At 45.5% G+C, this 20798-nt stretch carries 12 protein-coding genes; 5 read left to right on the top strand and 7 right to left on the bottom strand.

Features of this window, described 5'->3' with window-relative positions; all coding sequences use genetic code 11:
* Positions 1–86: 86 nt before the first annotated feature.
* Positions 87–4370 (top strand): acyl-CoA dehydratase activase, encoded by a 4284-nt coding sequence (locus AB1724_03735; protein ID MEW6076902.1) that lies wholly within the window; start codon positions 87–89, stop codon positions 4368–4370.
* Positions 4371–4419: 49 nt separating this feature from the next.
* Here the strand turns inward: AB1724_03735 and AB1724_03740 are convergent, their stop codons facing one another.
* From AB1724_03740 to AB1724_03755, 4 genes are all read right to left on the bottom strand, one after another.
* Positions 4420–5124, bottom strand: coding sequence for a glycosyltransferase family 2 protein (locus AB1724_03740; protein ID MEW6076903.1), 705 nt, complete (start codon positions 5122–5124; stop codon positions 4420–4422).
* A 69-nt stretch (positions 5125–5193) separates the two neighbouring features.
* Positions 5194–6144 carry a transketolase C-terminal domain-containing protein gene (locus tag AB1724_03745; protein MEW6076904.1) on the bottom strand — a complete coding sequence of 317 codons (951 nt, stop codon included), beginning with the start codon at positions 6142–6144 and terminating at the stop codon, positions 5194–5196.
* Between the two features lie 30 nt (positions 6145–6174).
* Positions 6175–6363: a hypothetical protein gene (locus AB1724_03750; GenBank protein ID MEW6076905.1), complete on the bottom strand. Its 189-nt coding sequence runs from the start codon at positions 6361–6363 to the stop codon at positions 6175–6177.
* A 562-nt stretch (positions 6364–6925) separates the two neighbouring features.
* The gene (locus tag AB1724_03755) at positions 6926–7762 is read right to left on the bottom strand and encodes a transketolase (protein MEW6076906.1); all 837 of its coding nucleotides are present in this window, start codon (positions 7760–7762) and stop codon (positions 6926–6928) included.
* Positions 7763–7940: 178 nt separating this feature from the next.
* On the opposite strand from AB1724_03755, the gene AB1724_03760 reads away from it, so the two are divergent.
* Positions 7941–9986 (top strand): glycosyltransferase, encoded by a 2046-nt coding sequence (locus AB1724_03760; GenBank protein MEW6076907.1) that lies wholly within the window; start codon positions 7941–7943, stop codon positions 9984–9986.
* Positions 9987–10001: 15 nt separating this feature from the next.
* On the opposite strand, the gene AB1724_03765 is transcribed toward AB1724_03760, so the two are convergent.
* From AB1724_03765 to AB1724_03775, 3 genes are all read right to left on the bottom strand, one after another.
* Positions 10002–11576, bottom strand: a complete 1575-nt coding sequence (locus AB1724_03765) for a radical SAM protein (protein MEW6076908.1) — start codon at positions 11574–11576, stop codon at positions 10002–10004.
* Positions 11577–11625: 49 nt separating this feature from the next.
* A complete protein-coding gene (locus AB1724_03770) occupies positions 11626–13071 on the bottom strand; it encodes a radical SAM protein (protein ID MEW6076909.1) in 1446 nt (481 codons plus the stop codon).
* A 98-nt stretch (positions 13072–13169) separates the two neighbouring features.
* A complete protein-coding gene (locus AB1724_03775) occupies positions 13170–14609 on the bottom strand; it encodes a radical SAM protein (protein ID MEW6076910.1) in 1440 nt (479 codons plus the stop codon).
* A 354-nt stretch (positions 14610–14963) separates the two neighbouring features.
* Between AB1724_03775 and AB1724_03780 the strand changes: the two genes are divergently transcribed.
* From AB1724_03780 to AB1724_03790, 3 genes are all read left to right on the top strand, one after another.
* Complete coding sequence (locus AB1724_03780) at positions 14964–16568, top strand: radical SAM protein (protein ID MEW6076911.1); 1605 nt, start codon at positions 14964–14966, stop codon at positions 16566–16568.
* A 93-nt stretch (positions 16569–16661) separates the two neighbouring features.
* The gene (locus tag AB1724_03785; protein MEW6076912.1) at positions 16662–18011 is read left to right on the top strand and encodes a radical SAM protein; all 1350 of its coding nucleotides are present in this window, start codon (positions 16662–16664) and stop codon (positions 18009–18011) included.
* A 133-nt stretch (positions 18012–18144) separates the two neighbouring features.
* Entirely contained in the window at positions 18145–20715 is a 2571-nt protein-coding gene (locus AB1724_03790) for a hypothetical protein (protein MEW6076913.1), read from the top strand.
* Positions 20716–20798 lie beyond the last annotated feature (83 nt).

The following is a 20798-nucleotide window of genomic DNA, read 5'->3' on the forward strand; positions in this document are numbered from 1 at the left end:
AATCTTGTCAGGGCCTTTTTAAAAGTACTATCAACAACCAAAACCCAAATCTATTTTTTAAGACAAGAATGGCAGAAAACAACAAAATGGCCATCGTCGGCTTTGATACGGGATCTGTTTCGGTCTCGATGGTTGTTCTTGATGAAAACCGAGCCGTTGTGATGAAAAAATATGCCTCCCACAATGGAAAGGTGATTGAAACGATTCGGTCTTTCTTATCCGATCTGCCGCTTGCGTCAGGTTATATCAGCGCCACCGACTCCAGTCATGTGGCAATCAAAGCCCATCGCCGTTACCATGCGGTGATGGCTGAGGTCCGGACGTTGAAGGAACGTCAACCGGATGCAAGGGCGATGATCAGCGCCGGAGGAGAAAAATTTTATTTAACAGCCTTTCATCCGGATGGGCGGTATAAATCGACTAAATCAAATCCATCCTGTGCCGCCGGTACCGGCTGTTTTCTTGATCAGCAGGCGGGGCGATTGGGCTTCAATCATATCACCAGGCTATGTGATATGGCCTTGTCGAATACCAGAAGGCCGTTGCCGATTGCTACCCGTTGCGCCGTTTTCGCGAAAACCGATTTAATCCATGCCCAGCAGGAGGGCTGCTCTGTCCCGGGAATATGTGCCGGGCTATGCCAGGGAGTGGCGAAAAACATAGCCGACACGCTGTTTTCCGCCGCAAAGCCTGAAGGAAAAGTTGTCATGTGCGGCGGCGTGGCCTTAAATACTGCCGTGGTTCGATATCTTGAAGAACAGCTCAACAGCAGAGTGGAAATCGATGAATTCGCCTGTTTTTATGGGGCTATGGGGGCGGCCCTCCTGCTGGCTGATGATCTGGCATCGGGGAAGAAGGGAGCGATTTTTCCGGCTGAAGAGTTGACTGAAGGCTCAATTATATTAAACAAAAAAGTCGAAAACCCAGCAACCTGTAACCCGCTGACTTTTAACAATCCAGACTATCCGGACTTCTCAGCCGTTGAAAGATGGCTTTATACCACATCCAATCCGAACCGGCCTGGTGCCGGGGTTGAAGTGGAATCCCATCAAACAGTCCGCGGCGATAACACCATTTCCGTTGTTCTGGGCCTGGATATCGGGGCCACCAGCACAAAGGCCGCGCTGATGGATGGGGGCAGAAACGTCATGGCCGGTTTTTACACCCGGACGGCAGCAGATCCGGTAGGGGCGGTCTGCGGTGTTTTTGAAGCGATCGCGGATTTTATCAGACGGAAAAACATGACGCTGCATGTGGCCGGATTCGCCACCACCGGGTCAGGCAGAAAGCTGATTGGCGCCCTGATGGGGGCGGACGCATCTCCTGATGAGATCACCGCTCATGCCAGGGCAGCGGTACACATCGATCCCGCTGTTGATACCATTATCGAAATTGGCGGCCAGGACGCCAAATTCACCGCCATCAAAAACGGTATGGTATCCTTTGCCAGAATGAACAATGCCTGCGCCGCTGGGACCGGGAGCCTTATTGAAGACCTGGCGGCGCAATATAACTGCCCGATTGATCAGATATCTTGCCTGGTGGAAGGCGTAAGGGCGCCGCTATCCAGTGACCGCTGCGCGGTATTTCTGGAAAGGGATATTACCCATCTGTTAAACAGCGGATTCAATGTGGCCGAAGCCCTGGCTTCAGCGATTCATTCAGTCAGAGAAAATTATCTGAACAAAGTGGCCATAAAGAGTGCTATCGGGGAGAACATTTCTTTCCAGGGAGCGACGGCAAAAAACAGGGCCCTGGTCGCGGCGTTTGAGCAAAAACTGCAAAAAACCATAAAGGTCACTTTGTATTGCCACTTGGCCGGTGCTATCGGGGCCGCTTTGCTTCTGATGGACGAAAAGAAGATGGAAACCCGGTTTTCCGGACTTGCGATTTATGACCAGAAGATCCCTTTGACTTCAGAAGTGTGTAATCTTTGTACCAATCACTGTCAGCTGACTCTGGCGGAAGTAAACGGCACAACCGTTGCGTTCGGTTGTTCATGCGGTCGCGATTACAACACAAAAGCGCATTTGAAAAAGGCCGATAACGGGCTTGACGGCGTGAAAAAGCGACGGGAGTTAAAAGATAAATGTTTTCAACGGAACCCTTCTCTTTTTAACGAGATCACCATCGGTATTCCATCGGCCCTGCATGTTTATGATGACCTGGAATTCTGGCAGGGCTTTTTCACCCTTCTCAAGATCAATACCATTACGTCCAGAGGGTTTAAAGACGGCATTACGCTTGGGAAGAAAATTGCCGGCGCGGATTTCTGCATGCCGGTAACAACCGCTCACGGGCATGCCTGCTGGTTGACGGATAAGAGCGACTATGTGTTTGCGCCGGTGTATATGGAAGAAAACACCGGGAGCGATATTATGCAGTATTGCTTGTATACACAATATGTTCCCGCATTGATTAAGGGGGTTATTCCCGAAAGAACGCTGATGCCGCTGGTGCGTTATTTGTATTCCAGGCGTTATGTCAAAAAGCAGCTTCATGCCATGTTAAAAGGCATCACCCGCCGTAACATCGGTCTTTATGAGGTGTCCGCTGCTTATGACCGGATGATGACGCTTAAAAAGGTGTCCGAAAAACAGATACAGAAACTTGGAGACACCCTCATACAAAACCGGGATGATATTTCTATTGTCCTTCTGGGTAGGCCTTACGCCATTCTGCCGTCTTCCATAATCTGTCGAATTACTGACATGCTGGCCGAACAGGGCATCGCGACTGTCTATCAGGATATGCTTAAAGTCGAAGCCGATACGACCGCAAACATTAAATCGCTGTTAAGAAGCGTCAACTGGCATTTTGGCACAAAAGTGCTGGAGGCAGCGGAAAAAACAGCCCGGACCCGGGGGCTTTACCCGGTGATGGTCACATGTTTTAAATGCTCGCCGGACAGTTTTGTCATGGATTACGTTAAGGCAATTATGGATAATCACCACAAGCCTTATCTTATTCTGGAGTTGGATGAACATGTTTCCGGCATAGGCTATGAAACCCGGATTGAATCGGCCATCAGGGTATTCCGGCATCATCATCAGTCATCCGCATCAGCGCTGAAGATTAACCCTGGCGGCTACAGAAGAATAAATCCGGAGAAAGCGACCACGCTGAAGGGTAAAGCCGTGGTTCTTCCCAACTGGGACGCCTATACCTTCCGGTTGGTCAGGGCGGTCATGGAATCCGCGGGCCTTGACGTGTACCTGATAGAAGAAACGTCGGACACCATTGCGAAAAGCCTTACGGATAATAGTGGTCAGTGCGCTCCTGTACATGCCATAACTCAGGGGTTCTCGGAAACCATTATCAGAAACGGGCTTGACCCCGCCCGGACCGTTCTCTGGATGCTGCGGGGAAGGATCTGCAATCTGCCGCAATACCCCCACTTTATTAAAACCCGCCTGGAACGATATGGGCAGGGTTTGGAGAAAGCCCGGGTGTATACCGGCGGGCAGTTGTTGATGGACATTTCCGTAAAGCTGTTTAAGCACACCTATTTCGCTTATATGCTCGGCGGTTTTTTGCGTAAAGCCGGTTGCGCCATCAGGCCTTATGAAACAAACAAAGGGGAAACGGACCGCGTTCTTGAACAAGGCCTTTTACTTATCGAAGCCGCATTCGGGAGCAACAACTCATTGGATGCGGCGGTGGCGAAAACGGTTGAAATGCTCGGGGCGATCCCCGTAAAACGGGAAAAACGGACCAAAGTGGCGATTATCGGGGATCTTTACGTTCGAGACAACCATGTGATGAATCAGGATGTGATCGCCTTTATAGAAGCACAGGGCGGGGAGGTGGTGACGACGCCATATACGGAAACAGGCAAGATGATTGTCAGAGCCCACTTGAAGCGGCGGTTTAATGAAAGGCGAAGCACGTACAACGTCGCCCTCAGGTCTTTTATGACAACCATGCAGGTGTTTAATGTGCAGCTTTTCGGATACAAGGCGATTTTATCGACCGTCACCATGATGGAAAGAAAATACCTGAAACTGTTTAACACGCTTTTGGATGAAGCGATTCATACCTATGAGGATCCGGTCGAGTCGATTTTGTCGCCTTACGGGCTCACCATTGAAAGCAGCGGAGAGACCCAGGAAAATGTTTTAAAAGCTCATTATCTAAAAAAACATTATCCTGATATTGATTTGTTTGTTCAGTTGAGCCCGGCTTTCTGCTGCCCCTCACTGATTACCGAGGCCATGGGCGCTAAAATTGAACAGCAAACCGGAATACCGATAGTCACGATCACCTATGACGGCGCGCTTGGCTGTAAAAATGATGAGATCATCCCGCATCTGGCCTATTCGGGCGGCCGTGAAAAGTATAATGCCGCTTCCAAATCAAAGCGATTTTAAGCGTTGATGCATTCGTAAAAAGTCTTTACATCGTCATTCCGGTAGTACGTTACCGCCACACAAAAAGTTCACGCACAAACTGAAAATAATAGGCAGCCCCCCAGCGCCAGATCTGCAGTTTCCGCTGGCCGCCAATGCGCGGCGGTTCGTCTCCCGGAATTTCGGCGACGCGCAGCTTGCGCTTGGCTGCCCGCACCGACAGCAGTGGCTCGGTGCCGATCCGGGTGCCAAACAGTTTTTCCGCCAGGATAAAGCCGTCCTCCCGGTTCAATTCAAGATCATAGAAGATCCGGGTCTTAAAGGCCCGGAACATGACCATGCAGTCGGTATAGCGGGAGCCGTAGAGCAGGTTGACGGTCCCGGTGAACAGCCGGTTGCCGAAGGCGGTCAGCAGGTCGTCATCCGCGCTCCTGGCGTTGTCCAGATACCGGGAGACGATGACCATGTCATAATTTTCGTTCATTTTGTCGATCAGCGCGGGAATCAGCTCCGGAATGGAGTTGCCGTCCGGGCTGAAAGTGATGACGATATCGCCGGTCACCCGGGCAAGGGCTTCGTTATAGGCATGCCGCAGCCCGGGCTGCTTCTGCTCGATCAGCGTCCAGCCGTTGGCTTTGACGTATTCAGTGGTGCCGTCGACGGAACCGCCGTCCACGATGATGAGCTGATCAACCCACTCGTTTTTGACGCGCGGCATGATGGCCTTCATCCCGTCGATTTCGTTTAAGGTGGGGATAAGCAGCGTAACGGTCATGGACTGGTTCTCGTTTCCGGCGGATCATTGGGTTGAATGGATTGGCGCATCGGTTGCGGCAGGCTTTGTTTACACCAGCGTTGAGATTTTTTTCAACAGCGTCTTTTTATCAAGGCCATAGTGCTGGCGGATGACCTCCCTGCCCCCATATTTGTAACAATATCCCTGATCCATGGAAATGCCAAAACGATGGACGGAGATGGAGGCCTGATGGTCATTGACGACCTCCAGGACCGTGCTTCCCAGTCCGCCAGCCAGCAGATGCTCCTCGATGGTTATAATCCGGGAAAAAGGCCGTATGGTTTCCAGAAACGCGGACTCATTTATGGGAAAATTAAACAGATCCATGACCCCGACCCGGAGGCCTTTTTTTGCAAGTGAGTCTGCGATGGCCAGGGCTGTAAGCGTCATGCTGCCGGTCGTCACCAGGCAGGTGTCGCCTTCCTGCCTTAAGAGCAGAAGTCCCCGCGAAAAATCCGTTCCATCCGGATAGATCGATCCCTGGTCCTGCCGGTCCAGTCGCACATAGTTGGTAATTGTTTTATCCGCCGCGCAGGAAATCTTCGCAAAATGGGCCGCCATGGTTCCATCCGAAATGCTGTCGATGCGGATATGGGGCATGGCGCGCATGATGGCGATATCCTCGATCATGTGGTGGGTCGGCCCGGAGTCATCGTATCCAAACCCGGCGCCGACCCCGACAATGGTGATGGGGGTGCGCATAATAGCATTTTCCACCCGGATCTGTTCCAGGCAGCGCAGGGTAATAAACGGGGCAATGGCGTAGGTGAACACTTTTTTGCCGGTCAGCACCAGCCCGGTGGCCAGCATGATGGCGTTCTGTTCGGCAATGCCGACATTGACAAACTGGGTCGGCATGTCCCGCCGGAACCGGTCCAGAGAAGGTGCCCCCATGTCGGCACTGATAATGACGATATCCGGGTCCGTGCGGGCGTAATCATAAACCGTATTCCAGAAAATATCCCGCTGGAAGCCATTATTTTTAGGTGCTATTTTCAATTTTTGATACCCGCCGGCTTTGGTTTTTGGCTACTGAAAAGGATTGATAATGGAGAGTTTGGCCGATAACTGCAATCCATGCTGCATGTCTTCAGATACCAGAAATTCCGCTTCGCATTCCAAAGCGGCAGCGGCGACAAGGCTGTCCCAGAAAGAAAAGTTAAATTGGCTACGAATTTTTGATGCCTGCAATAAAATTTCCCGGGAGAATTCAAGCACAGAATATCTTTTGTAAAGGGAAGTCATAAGAGAATGAATTCGAGGTTCAGTAAACCCGGCCTTTTTTAAAAGGTTTACGCTGATTTCATTGATAATTTGAGTGCTGATAACGATTTCGTTGCCGGTAATGACGGATTGCGCCGTTCTGTTTTTTTTTCATCCTCCGTAAGGATAAAGGCATAAAGCCATATATTGGTATCTACGAAACAGCGCTTGCCAGGTGTGATATCAGTCACGCTTATATATTTCCTTCCGGGCAAAGGGCGTGAAGGATTTGATGGTTATCGGGTTCCGTAAAAGCGCATTAATTTCATCCGACTCATCCGACTCATTTTCGAAAGGATCGTTGAGAATAATGACTTTTACGGAGCTGCTCAATGTTTGCCTGTATTTTTGAGGAATATGAATTACGCCGTTTTCCACTTTTGCCTTGAACTCTATCGCTTCCATGATTCATTACCTTGTAAATAAATTGAGAACAACCATTTCAGCTAATATTCTTAACCATTTCGGAATGGTATGTCAATCGATTATGACACCGGGTTAACGGGGATGGATACTATTATTCACGGCTGTATCTCCCTTTCAGCTCCCGGCGGCAGGTTTCCGCTTCCTTGCCTCTGGGCGCCACACCGTGCCACAGCGGAACATTGGAAATGGACTCGACCCCTTCACCTTTGACTGTATCGGCGATGATGACCAGAGGCTGTGATGATCTCCGGCTGCGGACCGGCCTTAAAACATTCAACAGGCTCTCAAAGCAATGGCCGTTAATGCGCGCCACATTCCATCCGAATGCCCGCCAGCGTTCATCCATGGGCTCCAGCGCCACGATATTTTCCGTAAAATCGGTCACGCACATGAAGTTTCTGTCTACAATGGCCACCAGGTTGTTTAACCGGTGATGCCCGGCAAACATGGCCGTTTCCCAGACCGAGCCCTCATAACACTCCCCGTCGCCCAGCAGGGTAAAGACCAAATACGGCTCGCGGCTCATTCTGGCCCCAAGGGCCACACCGGCCGAGATACCGAACCCCTGTCCCAGGGAGCCGGCGGTAATTTCCACGCCGGGCACGTCGGATTGAAGGTGGACCCCGAATCTGCCGTTTTTCATGGCAAAGCGATCCAGCTCTTTCTTGTCAAAAAAGCCCAGGTCCCCCAGAATCGCGTACAGGGCCGGGCTGACCTGGGCATGGCTTAACAGAAACCGGTCGCGTCCTTCCCATTCAGGGTTTTTGGGGTCAACCCGAAGAATCCCGCCATAGTAGAGCGCTACCAGGATATCGATGCTGGACAGGGATGAGGTGACATGGCCGGTGCCGGCCCTGATGCACATTTCCAGCATGGCCTGGCGGATTTGAAAGGCTTTTTTCTCCAGTTTTTGAATAAGGGCGGTCATGCTTTTCCCCTTTCGATGCTTCGGTAGCACGCGCACTTGATTCCGACGTATAAGAGGGTATGCCCCCTTTTTATTGACATGACCCAGCAACTTTAGATACCTATGCTTATCAATAATTTTCTTGATTTACAATCCGAAAGGGTATTAGTCCCATAGCAATTAATTGAGACAGTCATCAATGAGTCCTACTCAGCAAAAAAGCGGAAAAAACATAACCGTTATAATCCCGGCATACAATGCTGCCTTATCTTTGCCTTCCTGCCTGGAGTCGGTTTTAAATCAGTCATATCAGCCCTTGGAAGTTCTGGTAGTGGATGACTGTTCGACAGACCTTACGAAGTCGCTCTTAAAAAAATATCCGGTTAAGGCACTATCACTGCCACGCCGCATGGGAGCGGCCTATGCCAGAGTCGCAGGTGCCAGGGCGGCGCGCGGTGAAATCGTGGCTTTTCTGGATGCTGACTGCGTTGCTGGACCGGACTGGCTCCACACTTTGTCTGAGGCGCTGGAAAAGGATGCCGCAGGAGTGGGGGGAGGCTATAGATTTGATGATCGATCTAACCTTTTTGAGACATTCATTGCCCGTCTGGCCCGGGACTGGTTCTCGGCCAAACAGCCTGAAGGCCAGGCTATCCTGATCGGGGGTAATTCCGCTTTTCGTAAGGACGCGTTTCTGGATAGAGAATACTTCTGGGAACTAACCCATCGCTCTCATTTTGCCAGCGGGGATGATACGCTTTTATGTCTGGAGTTGCTGAAAACAAACCGGTTGCATTATTTGCCGGGTTCACCCGTCACCCACACGCCTTATGGGGTAATGGGCTTCTTTCGCAGACAGATACGTTGGGCCAGGAGTAGAACGCTGCTTTTTCTAAAGCAGCCAGTTAAACAAAAAGCATCCCTTGCTCCTGGCCCTATGCTGAAACTCTTGTTCCAGATTGCCAGTAGTGGGCTCGTGGCAGCTGCCGGCGTTTTTATTTTAGTGCTACCCCTGTCGCTCATCGGATCGTTGCTATGCCTATTATCCTTTTTATTATTTCTGTTTGCACATTTAAGCCTTCTGAATGTATTGACTGAAACACAACGTTTTTCTTTCGCATGGATAGCGGCAGCTTTTTTTTTGTGGATCAGAAGCTTGGCCTATATAGCCGGAATTTTAAGCGCTTTGTTAAGTGAACTGCGTAATGCCGCGTCCGGTGTTTTGGACAAACTCATATTTGCATACAATTTTATTCATCCGCGCCGACTTTTTAAAATATATGTTTTTGTAACCAATCGCTGTAACCGACGCTGCGAATTCTGCTTTTACCGTAACAAGTTAGCCCGTCAGAGCGATAGGGATTTGTCGCTTCCGGACGACTACAAAAAGATCTCAAGCAACTTACCGGCTATCCCTTACCTGACAATCACGGGCGGGGAACCTTTTTTAAGGAACGATTTAGACCAGATCGCGCTTTTGTTTTATCGAAAGAATCGCACCCGGTTTATTGTCATTCCTACCAATGGAACATTACCCAGTATAACGGAAGAAATATTAGAGCGGCTTCTGATCGATGCACCCAGGCTTAATCTTACCGTTCAGGTTTCTTTAAACGGCCTGGAAAAGTTTTTCCTGGACAATACGGATTGCCCGGATAGCGAACTTATCCTTGATACCTGGCACAGGCTTGGCCGCTTGCAGAAACGATTTAAAAGGGTACGAAGGCATCTGTCATTGGTCATTACAAGTGATAATAGCGCTATGATCAAAGATCTGGCCCGACAGATACCATTGAGATTGGGCCCCGATCATTTTTTTATTACCCCTCAAAGATCAGGCCCGAATAAAGTTGAGCTCCCCCATATTTCGCTTCAAGAATTTATTTCTGTCTTGCAGAATGATGCGCCATCCGAACAGGTAAATTTATTTAATTGGATTTTTAAGATAGTTTACGAAAGGGTAAGACGGGAATTCATTAAAGTGTATCAACTGAGAAAAATGTCCTCTCCCTGCCTATCGGGTAAAAAGTTTATTGTCATAGATCCTGCAGGTCAGATTCAGTTTTGTGAACTGATCGACGATAAAGTCGGTAGCATCCTTAATAATAACTGGACGAGTTTACAAAAGACGAGCGATTATCAAAAAACAATAAACAAAATTTACCTTAAAGAGTGTGTCTGCACCTGGGGATGCGCCATTGTTTCCAATACGATTCATAGATTCCCATTTTGGTTTAAAGCATAAAACCGTGGGATTGAGTTAATATGTGGTCAATTTTTTTGATATATAACATACCGTTCGATATATATTGTTGAATATCTTATAAGACCAATAATTTCTGTAGGCTTTCCCACGCTGAAATTTACAGAAAAAGCTACACTCATAGGCTTTAACCATCTTCTCGAATTGGTCGTCAGAGAGGAAACGGTCGTCCCTGTAACCGAGCTCTTTACTACAGTTTTGGAATGATGACCTCTTATGAAATTGATAAAAATCAGTAAAACGTTTTAAATTAGTCGTCAGATTATACTTTTCGGGCTCCATGTACATCGGGCAGGCGGGGTCAAGTTGAATCCGCTCTAATATGATTTTGTCCAAATTCCGATATTGTTTTTTTAACTTATTATACCATTTAAAGTTTTCTTTGATAATTCCTGCTGTCATTCCGGGAATCCAAACCGCACCGAATAAAACCATGGTACATTCGTTCTTTTCGCAGAAGCGCAAAAAATATTTCAATTGTTTGTTCGAGTAAAAACTGCTCTTGTTTCGCCTTCTGATGGACTCAGATCGGCATTCAGGAGAAAGAGCGATATAAGACCTCAAATCCCCACTAAAAAATTTTTTATATATCTCAAGAAGTTCAACTGGTGGCATGTTCCGGCATTCTAAATAGATATGCCTGTCCGGTTTCGAAGCTATATTTGCAAAAATTTTTTCGTAAAATTCTCTATGTCCATTGAAAGGCATAAATTCTACATAAATGGTTTGGTAATCATAGTTTCCTACCGCAGTTAATGTGTTAAGAATTGAATCCAGAGGTCTGATGGTGAGCTTGCCTCTGTTGTTGATTCTCTTTTGCGCTGTTGCACTGCCTCCACAATAAGAACAGTTCTCATCGCATCCTCTTGAGATCGATAGTGGAAAGAATTTTAGCCCCGTAAGGATTGCTTTATTTCCATATTTTCCTAGCCTTGGGACCCACAACCATGTTCCGCTGACAGTGTTCATATAATCTTCATGGCGATCCATTACCGAAAAATCAGTGTAATTTAATCGAGCAAGATCCGCTTCTTGTGCTATAAAATCCAGCGGGTTAACTATTATGCCGCCTCCTTCTCCCCGAAAGGTAAGGTTGGAAATATCAGATAAAGAACCTTCGTTTTTTATGATTGATCTAAATAATTGGATAATGCCTTTTTCGCTATCGCCCCGGAGAATCCCGTTTATTTCAGGATAATTCGCGATGATTTCTTCATGGAAAAAAGACGCTGTAAATCCGCCAAGCACTATAAAAGTTTTTGGCGAAAGTTGTTTGATCTTTTTAGCAGTTTCAATGACGTCGTAAGATTGAAAATGCCAGTGCAATGATAGCGCACAAATTTTTGGCTGTTCGTGATATATGCGTTGAAAAAAATTATCCTCATTGCCCGATATCCTCTCTATGCCAAGATGTACTAATCTGGAGGGGAATCCTTCTTGATTTACTAGTGAGGTTAACGGGATAAGTCCCATCGGAAGGCAGAGGCCAAAAATATGGTCTCCCAAAAGATCATAATAATGATGAAATTTGGGGACATAGAGAAAGTAATTGAATGGCGAGCTTTTATCCATAACAAACTGTGATTGTGGGATTGTTTGCTTGTTGGCCCGGATTATCGGGCTAGTCTCTCCGCAGGGTTATCGATTCCAATGTATCCCCCAGAATGGCGGTAAAGCCCTTCCACATAGTACCGAGGGGAATGCTCCTTTTCAATAAATGAGAAAAAATTTTGGATGGCCTAAGCCAGAAGGCGGCCATTGCCAGATGTTGAAGCCTGATAAGCTCCTCCTGACTCATGCTTTCGGGAATATGCAGGATTTTTTCATTTCTTTTCGGCATGTACCAACTGGTGAACTTTTGATATGGCAGATCTTCCTCATTATTGGGGGCACAGCATTCCTCATAAAAAGGCGAACCTGGATAGGGTACTGCAATATTAAATTTTGCGAAGTCGGTGTCCAATTTTAAGGCGAAACGGATAGTTTTCAGCGCTGATGCTCTAGTTTCCCCGGGAAGCCCTAAAATATATAGCCCCAATGTTTTGATGTCTGTATCATGGGCAATTTTTACGGCGATTTCAGACTGTGCTGGACTGATCGTCTTGCCGCAACGCGCAAGGATTTTCTCATCAGCGGATTCGATTCCGAAAAGGACCATAGACAACCCCGCCCGGCGCATTTTTTTGAAGAGTGCCGGTTCTGCCATATCCACCCGGGTTTCTGTAAGCCAACAAATTTTTTTATGTAAACCCCTTCGGATCATTTCATCGCAAAACTCGACGGCTTGGGCGCTGGAAAGAGGGAAGATTGAATCCTCAAATCCGATGTTCTGCAAACCAAAACTCTGATGAAGATACTCAATTTCATTAACAATTCTCGTCACACTTTTTGTTCTGACGCCTCTGAACATGGCATTTTGGGAGCAAAAATAACAGTGATAAGGGCATCCTCGCCCCCCCTGAATCGGCAACATGACACCGTAAGCGCCGGCGACGGGGTGTGCCTTGTATGCTTGAACCGGCATTAAATGCCAGGCGGGGTAAGGCAAGGAGTCCAGATCTTCCACCTGTTTCGGTGAGCCGGTGTAAACTGTCTTTCCATTTTCCCTAAACGAAAGGCCAGGAATGACATTGAGATCCCCCCCCTTTGAAATTACTTCGGCTAGCAGAACGATTGCGTTTTCGCCTTCGCCATGTATCACAAAATCTCCCACCTCTTGCTCTATAAGGGCACTTGCGAAAATAGTGGCATGGATGTTACCTAAGACGACTGGAGTACCCGGATAAACCTTTTTGATCTTACGGGAAAGATTTTTCACGGTTGTCATGGCTGGCGTAAGACAGGAAAAACCTACCAGATGGGGGTTTTTCTCCGTTATACGCGTGATAACAGTTTGGTCGTTAATTTTTTCAGCATATTGGTCAATAACAGTGACAGAGTGGCCGGCCCTTTCCAGAACTGCAGCGATACAGGCAAGACCTAGAGGGGGTAGTGCAACCATGGTGTTGCCGTGGCGGCCAACAAGGTTTTGCGGACCGCATTGGGGATTAATCAGCACAATACGCATCAGACACTCTTTTCTTGTGCTTTTTCACAGCTTAATTACTACGTAAGTTTCGGTTTCCAAGCAGTTGTGTGACGCGAATTCAAAAGTTGTGGTGATTTTCATTTTATAGCCCATTCAATCAACTGATTTTTTATGGTAATCATGCCGCCCCTGTACATGTTTCTAAGAGAAATGGTTCTATGGAATAAATGACGGTATATCAGGCTAGGACGGATATAAAAACGGTAAAACGCTTTTTTCTGCCAGCCTTGTAGTTGTTTGGAATTGATTCCCAAAGGCGTATAAACAAGTTCGTGCCTATCAGCTTGAGATTGAAAGTTGGCAGAGAAATTTTCCCAGAGAGGGGGCGGGGCATGGCGAAAAACGTCTTTGTAAAAACGGGACCCGGGAAAGGGCACCGCTATGTTAAACTTTGCAAAATCAAGGCCTGAACATTTTGCGTAATTAATTGTCTTCTCCATGCTTTTGATCGTCTCACCAGGCAATCCCAACATAAACAACCCCAAGGTCAGCACGCGCTCAGATCGCGCCGCCCGGATAGCTTCTTCCCCATCCTCAAGGCGCAGTCCCGGTTTGATCCATTCGAGTAAAGTCTGGTCCCCGCTTTCCAGTCCAAAGATCAGCATGAAAAGTCCGGCCTGTTTCATCATTTTGATTAAAGGCCGATCTATTAACTCCGCCCGGGTTTCTGTTATCCAGCGAATTTTTCGATGAAGTCCACGACGTGTTATCTCGCTGCAGAAAATTTCCGCGTCTTCTTTCCGCAAAGGGAAGATCGCATCTGCAAACCAGAACATGTCAACCCCTGTTTTCTTGTAGATCAGTTCCACTTCGTCAGCAACAAATACCAGGTTTCGTTTTCGTACTAGCGGACTCATGATATTCTGAGCACAGAAATAGCACTGAAAAGGGCACCCTCGTGAAGCGAGCAGAGGTAAAAGCCGTTTCGTAAAAGAAAACATCGGAGGAGTTTTGTATTGGTTTAAATCCAATAGATGCCATGCTGGTAGAGGAATTTGGTCTAAATCATTCAAAAGAGCGCGATGGGGGGTCTCCTTGACCTGTTTGCCATCTAGGTAAGTGATCCCATGGATTTGGGAAAGGTCTCCTGCGCTGGCCAGGCAATGGGCCAGTTCCACAACTGTCTCTTCCGCTTCTCCCTGGACAATGATATCGCCAATGCCTTTCTGCAATAGTTCTTTCGCAAAAAGGGTGGCGTGAATATTCCCTAGAATAATTTTCGTTTTGGGGGCGTAATGCCGGATCAAGCGGCAGATGTCAGGCAGGACACCCATTACCGGTGTCAAACAGGAAACGCCCACGACTGATGGTTGGTAGAGGCGGAGGACCTCTTCTATTTTCAGCTGGTTACTTATAAAGCAGTCATAAATAGCGGTTTTAAACCCTTGCTTTTCAAGGGACGCCCCCAGATAGGCAAGGCCCATTGGCGCGAAAGGTACCATTAAAGGATCATAGTCGCCTAAAACACTATATTTCGGCCGGGGATTAATCAGCAACCAGTCTAAAGAATCTTCCATTTGTCCTTTCGAATATCGTTTAGCTGCAGTATCAAATATATATAGCGTCGCTTAAGGGCACCTCTAAAAATTGCCTTTTGGCTCGATGTCGGCGTTGTACCCAAATTTTAATCATCTAAATACTTAAATGTATTCAACCTGTTAAAATTTTCTCACGCCTTTACCTCAAACCCAAGTTCTAATTTTAGAGATCCCCTTAATCGTATATAGCATATTAAGGAGGTTGTAAAAACCTATACATAAACAGGAATATTTTTTTAAAATATGCTATGAAACTTTGATTAGTCAACAGGCAGAAATATCATTTCATGAAAATAGAGACATATCCAAAGATTAAGATAAAAGGTGAAAGGAATGGCTCGTTGTACCAGGGGATTATCCGGTAGCCCTATCGCTGATAAGAAAAAAGTAAAAATTTTATTTCTTCGCTCGCCTAGAAGTATGTGGCCCATTATCAATGAGCAGGATAATTTCTTATTGCCATTGGCTTATCCGACGCTGGCCGCCTATTTAAGAAAATTTATCCCGGATATTGAGATTTCCATTGTTGATACCATGGCACTTAAAATGGGCTGGCGTTCCCTTGAAAAGTATCTTCTTGAAAATAAGCCAGACATTCTCGCCATAGGGGAAAAGACCATTTACTATAAGGAAGGTTTCCGGGCTTTTGAGCTGGCTAAAAAGGTTCTCCCCGATATCATTAACATCGCCGGGGGTGTCATGTTTACGGCCATTCCCAAGTGGACACTGGAAAACTGTTCAGCAATTGACTTTGTCGTTCTTTATGAGGGGGAGGAAACGTTAAAAGAGTTAGTTATTACTCTAAAGGACGGCCGTTCTGTCGATCAAGTACGGGGGCTTGTTTACCGGGACGAAGACAACATACCGCAGTTTACCCCGGAACGGCCATTGATTGAAAACTTAGATGATTTGCCCCTTCCGGCGTATGACCTTGCAGGGATAAATCATTATAAGCCTTTCGGTCATCTCTGGCCCAAAGCCATAACTATCCAGCGATCTAGAGGGTGTACACGAAGCTGTAACTTTTGTACCTGGCGTATGCAGGAAGGGCGACCGGAACTGATTGGAGATAAATATATTAGTCATCAGGCCTATCGAACAAAAAGTCCGCAAAGAATGGTTGATGAGGTTGAATGGCTTTATAGAGATTTTGGTATTAGATATCTTTTTTGGGTGGATGCCACATGGAATCTTGATAATAACTGGCTGATGGATTTCTGCGAGGAAATTTTTAGAAGAGGAATAAAGCTTGACGGCTGGTGGGCCTTTGTCAGGGCAGATGAGCTGATTCATAACGAAATGGGCGGTGTGTTGCGTTATATGGTTAAGGCCGGGTTGCGACATGTGCTTGTAGGCGCTGAACATGATTCTCAAGCCAGTTATGATTTTTTGAACAAAGGTATTCGCGATTATAATGTCACCCGTCAGGCATTACGCCTGCTAAGCGAAAAATATCCGCAGGTGTTCCGCCAGGCGACATATATTACCGGCCTTCCTGAAGATACGGTGGAGTCCATCAAAGGACTGGTTAAACATGCCCATGAATGCGATCTTGATTTTGCAGCCTTCCATCCAGTTGCCCCTTTCCCCGGCACTGAACTTTATGAACTTGGGAAAAGGGAAGGATTGCTGGAAGAAAAGGATTTTGCAAAATATGACATGTTTTATCCGGCTATGAGAACCTATCATATTTCACGGGCGGAAATAGCGGCGGCAACGCAGTGGTGCTATAAAAATTTTGTTCAGAAAAAACCATTCAAATATTTACGACGCATGTTTTCTCCGTATCCGATTCGAAGAGAACTTCATCGGTGGTTTGCCTTTGCTGTGGCTAGGGTTATTTTAAAGGATATGAAAAACAGCCTCATCCACAGAAAACGATTTAAGGGCTTTTCTGGGATAGATGAGATGCAGAAGCCTCAATGGTACGATGACTAATTTTTTCAAATAGTGAGTGGGATATAGTTATCAAAAAGGCCGTTGCCGAAGCCCCGGTTGATTATTAACAGCTTTCTGCCTCTTGGAGGATAGATGCGAGCCCCCAAGCTACTTCTGGTTTATCCAGCAGTAAGATTTGAAAATAGATTAAGATATTATATGACGGATTTTTCATGCGCCGAGGCTCCGGGGGCATTCGTGTTTCCTCCTTTAGAGATGCTGTATGTCGCTTCTCTAGCGAGAGAAAACAATATTGAAGTAAAGCTAATTGATGCGGCTGCCAATAGAAAGCCCCCGGAATGGACCATAAAACAATGTATCAAAGAAAATCCGACTCACTTACTGGTCCCTGTCCCTCTTGGAGAATTGTTTTTCTCGGTTTTCGATATAATTAATGAAGTTTATCAGAAGATTCCCGATTTAAGTATAGCGGTTTTCGGGCCTGAGGTAACCATGGCCCCTGAACTTGCTTTACAATTTAACTCAATAGACGTGGTAATCATAGGAGAACCCGACAAGCCGTGTGTCGACTGGGTACTGGGCAAAAAAGATGCGGATAACCTTATATTTAAAAATCACCCCAACCCCATTAAATTAGTACCTTTTAATGATCTGGATGCCTTGCCTCATCCTTCTAGAGACATGATAAATCCAAGCAGATATTATGCACCTTTTTCAAGAAGAGGTCCTTATACAACCGTGTGGGGATCTAGAGGCTGTGTATATGGTCAATGTTTATTCTGCTCTTCTTCTTTATGGCGACCCCCTAAAACGTATATCCACCACTCGCCTGAATATATAGTTGAAGAGTTCAGGCAGGCTAAAAACTATGGATACAGAGAGGTGTTTTTCAGAGATCAAACATTCACAGGTGATAAAATATGGGCGGAAGAAATATGTAACCAGTTGATAAAATGCGGAATAAAAATCTATTGGCGATGTATGACCCGGGTGGATTGTGCGGATTTCGAACTTTTCAGGCTGATGAAAAAGGCGGGATGCTATCAAATATCCTTTGGGTTTGAATCTTCTGAGCAGCAAGTACTGGATACAAATAAGAAGGGCATAAAAGTGAACGAGGCGTTTAAAGCGGCTCGTGATGCAAAAAAGGCAGGTTTGGAGGTCGTCGGTAATTTTTTGATAGGGCTAAAAGGGGAGAGCATGGACGCTGTTTTTGGCATTCACAACTTTGCCAAACAACTTGAATGTGATTTTGCTCAATTCCATGCCGTTTTGCCTGTTCCCAGTAATGAGAAAACGGATATTCTTTCATCTGGGACTGATAATGAAAAAAAAAATATAAAAAAAGCTCAAAGAGCAGCATATTTAAAATTCTATTTGACCCCGGGTTTTATTTGCAGAAGAGGGCTTTTGTTAATTGATCCTAGAATGTTTTCTGCCACGATTAAAGCTGCTTGGAATATAATAAGATTCGGGATGTAGATAAAAACAAGTCAGAAAGACTCTGCCCTAAATTTTATGTGTAACAAGCAGTGGTTTTTATGCTGTTTATGGGGTGAATATCATCAAGTATAAAGAATGCTTATGACCTGTTCTTGGCACAGGAATCTTTAGTTTGCGGAAAGTCGCCAAAGAAAATTTGGCCGCAAGCAAAGTCTTATTGATATGGGCACCGACCAGACGGGCGCCATTAATGCAAACAATCTTAAATATACTTGCGGTCTTAAGTAAATCCCGCTCAAAAGTCGAGAGGGATTACCCTGGGCGGATTGAGAGCTTACTTTTTCTGTTTTTAATTCTAATAGAGATCATGTTCTCTATCTTTCTGGTATTCGAAAAGCGGATACTTGCCGGCCATGACGGTTTTCATCTTTTGACTATCCAGTATTGTTTTCTTAACAATGTGGTTAACTATGGTGAAACTATTCGATGGTTACCATATGTTATGCATGGAACCGCTGTAAGTATAATCTCATTGATGGCCGAGGGGTTCCTTCACTATATTCTATTGTTTTCAGGTGCCTTGTTTAAAAGTGTAAATTTTATACCCATATTTTATGGATATTTTTTTATTGATGAGCTTCTTCTTTTAGTCGGGGTGTGGCTCCTCGGAAGACGATTTTTTCATTCTGTATATTCGGTATGTTTTGTCTCCATTTCCGTTATGGGGTCTTGCATATGGATGATGCAGCCTTGGTATAATTTCCATAGTTATTATGCGATTCCTTTAATCATTCTCTTAGTTCATTGTTTTATTGATTCTGGAAAATGGAGGTTTGCTTTTTTGGCTGGGAATTTGTTGTTGGCCCAGTCTTTTGGGAACCTCCCTCATTTTCTCTCTGTTACATCATTAGTTGTTTTTTCCTATTTTTCATTCTATTTCCTATTTAATTTTTCATATACTATCAAAAAAATAAAGTCTGTAAAAATTGGGGCGCCCTTTTTTTTAACGACAGCATTGCTGATGCTTTCATTTATTCTTTTATATGTATTTATAAAGTATGAGACCGCTCAAATTGCAAGTTATAGTTTTAGAAGCCAGGACGGTTCCGTTACATTAAACGATTTTTTGACCTACGGCGGTCCTTTCAGCTGGCAGATTTGGTCAGAATTGTTCTTGGGTATATCGCCTTGCGTTGATTACACCCTATATGTCGGAGTGCTATGTATCCCGTTTATTATTTTCGGGGTAGTTTTTAATTTTAAAAAAGCAAACGGCCATTTCTATTTAATAGTAGTTGTGCTTCTTCTGTTTAGCATGGGGACGTTTGTTAGTACCTTCTTCTACTATTGCTGGCCAATGATGAAATACTACCGACACCTTGTGTCTGTCTCCCCGATAATCAAAATTTTTCTCTGCTTTTTGGCAGGATTTGGGGCTGATGTATTGTTTATAAATCAATCAGATTCAAAACATATTTGTGTGAAAAAGTTTTTATTTATAACTATATCTGCCTGTATTTTTGCTGTTTCCGTCGTATTTATTCTAATATCCAAGCAGGATGGCTTGCTAACTGAATTCGTGAAAAATATGGTGCCGAAGTTTCTGCCCGTGTTTTTACCTTTGTTTCACGATCATTTACTTTCTGCTTTACTGACCCGAACTGCGTATGTTGCTCTGGCCGCTTCTATACTCTTTATGTTTTTGTTCTATCTTCATCGAAAGGGAAGATGCCTTTTTATCGGAGTAATCTTTTTATTGTTTTTGCATGGTGCGGATTTGTATATGTTCAAATTCCTTGAAATAAATTTGATGACCGTCCCCTTGAATGATGAGATGTATAACATTACCGCATTCCAACCGTTTCGCTACTCTCAAAGAAGATCTCTTTTATTCTGGGATAACAATCATCGATCCGAATTGTTGAAACAACTGCCTGTAGTCGCTGATTCCGGATCATTTTATTCGAGTGTTCATGCCTTTGCCTTTAAAGATCAGTTAGGGAATCCCTTCCGAACGGATTTCTGGATGTTGCCCTTGGATCAATATATGAGGGCTTATTGGGGACAATCCATTGATGATATATCGGTTAAACCACAAGGGCTTTTCTATCGTTCAGAAAATGAATACCCCCGCCTGGAATTTCCTGGAGGACATCCAGCCGCTTTTAAAATTTCTGGGGTTACTGAAGATAAGATTCAATTCTTTTCTCAAGCTTATGTCACTGCCTCGGAGGATAAAATCGCCTCGTTAATCACTAGTCCTGATTATAAAGGTGATATTATATTGTTATCACCTCTTCAAAATAAATTTACAAACAGCCCAGCTGAATGTCGTCCTTTTCCAGAGTATAAGCTATCAACCGACAACAGATTGCATCTTCCGTATCAGGTGCAGCGGTTTGATTCTAATAACCTGGTGGTGACGACAAATATTGACAAGTTGGATTCTGTCTGGTTGTTTTACAGTGATGTTTGGCATCCAACCTGGCGCGCGACGGTTAATGGGAAAGAGGCACCGGTCTACAAAGCGAACCTGGCCTATAAGGCAGTTAAGCTCGAAAAAGGTTATAATGAAGTCCATTTCTTTTTTAAGTCCCGGTTTATTTCTTTTTTCCACTATTTTTGTGGTATCAATTCTTTATTCTGGCTGCTGATGATATTCTTTCTGGTTGGCAAGATCGTTTTTGCTCATAGCACAGGTCCCAAAGGGCATCCACCATCTTCTGCCCCCTTGATTGTTTAACTCCGGTTTCAGCCTATGTTAAGTAACCGTTCAAAGTTCCTCGAAAATAATGGGTGGCGGACTTTACGTATTCCTGAAACCGG

Source organism: Thermodesulfobacteriota bacterium (assembly GCA_040753795.1).
In the GTDB taxonomy this organism is placed as follows: domain Bacteria; phylum Desulfobacterota; class Desulfobacteria; order Desulfobacterales; family Desulfosudaceae; genus JBFMDX01.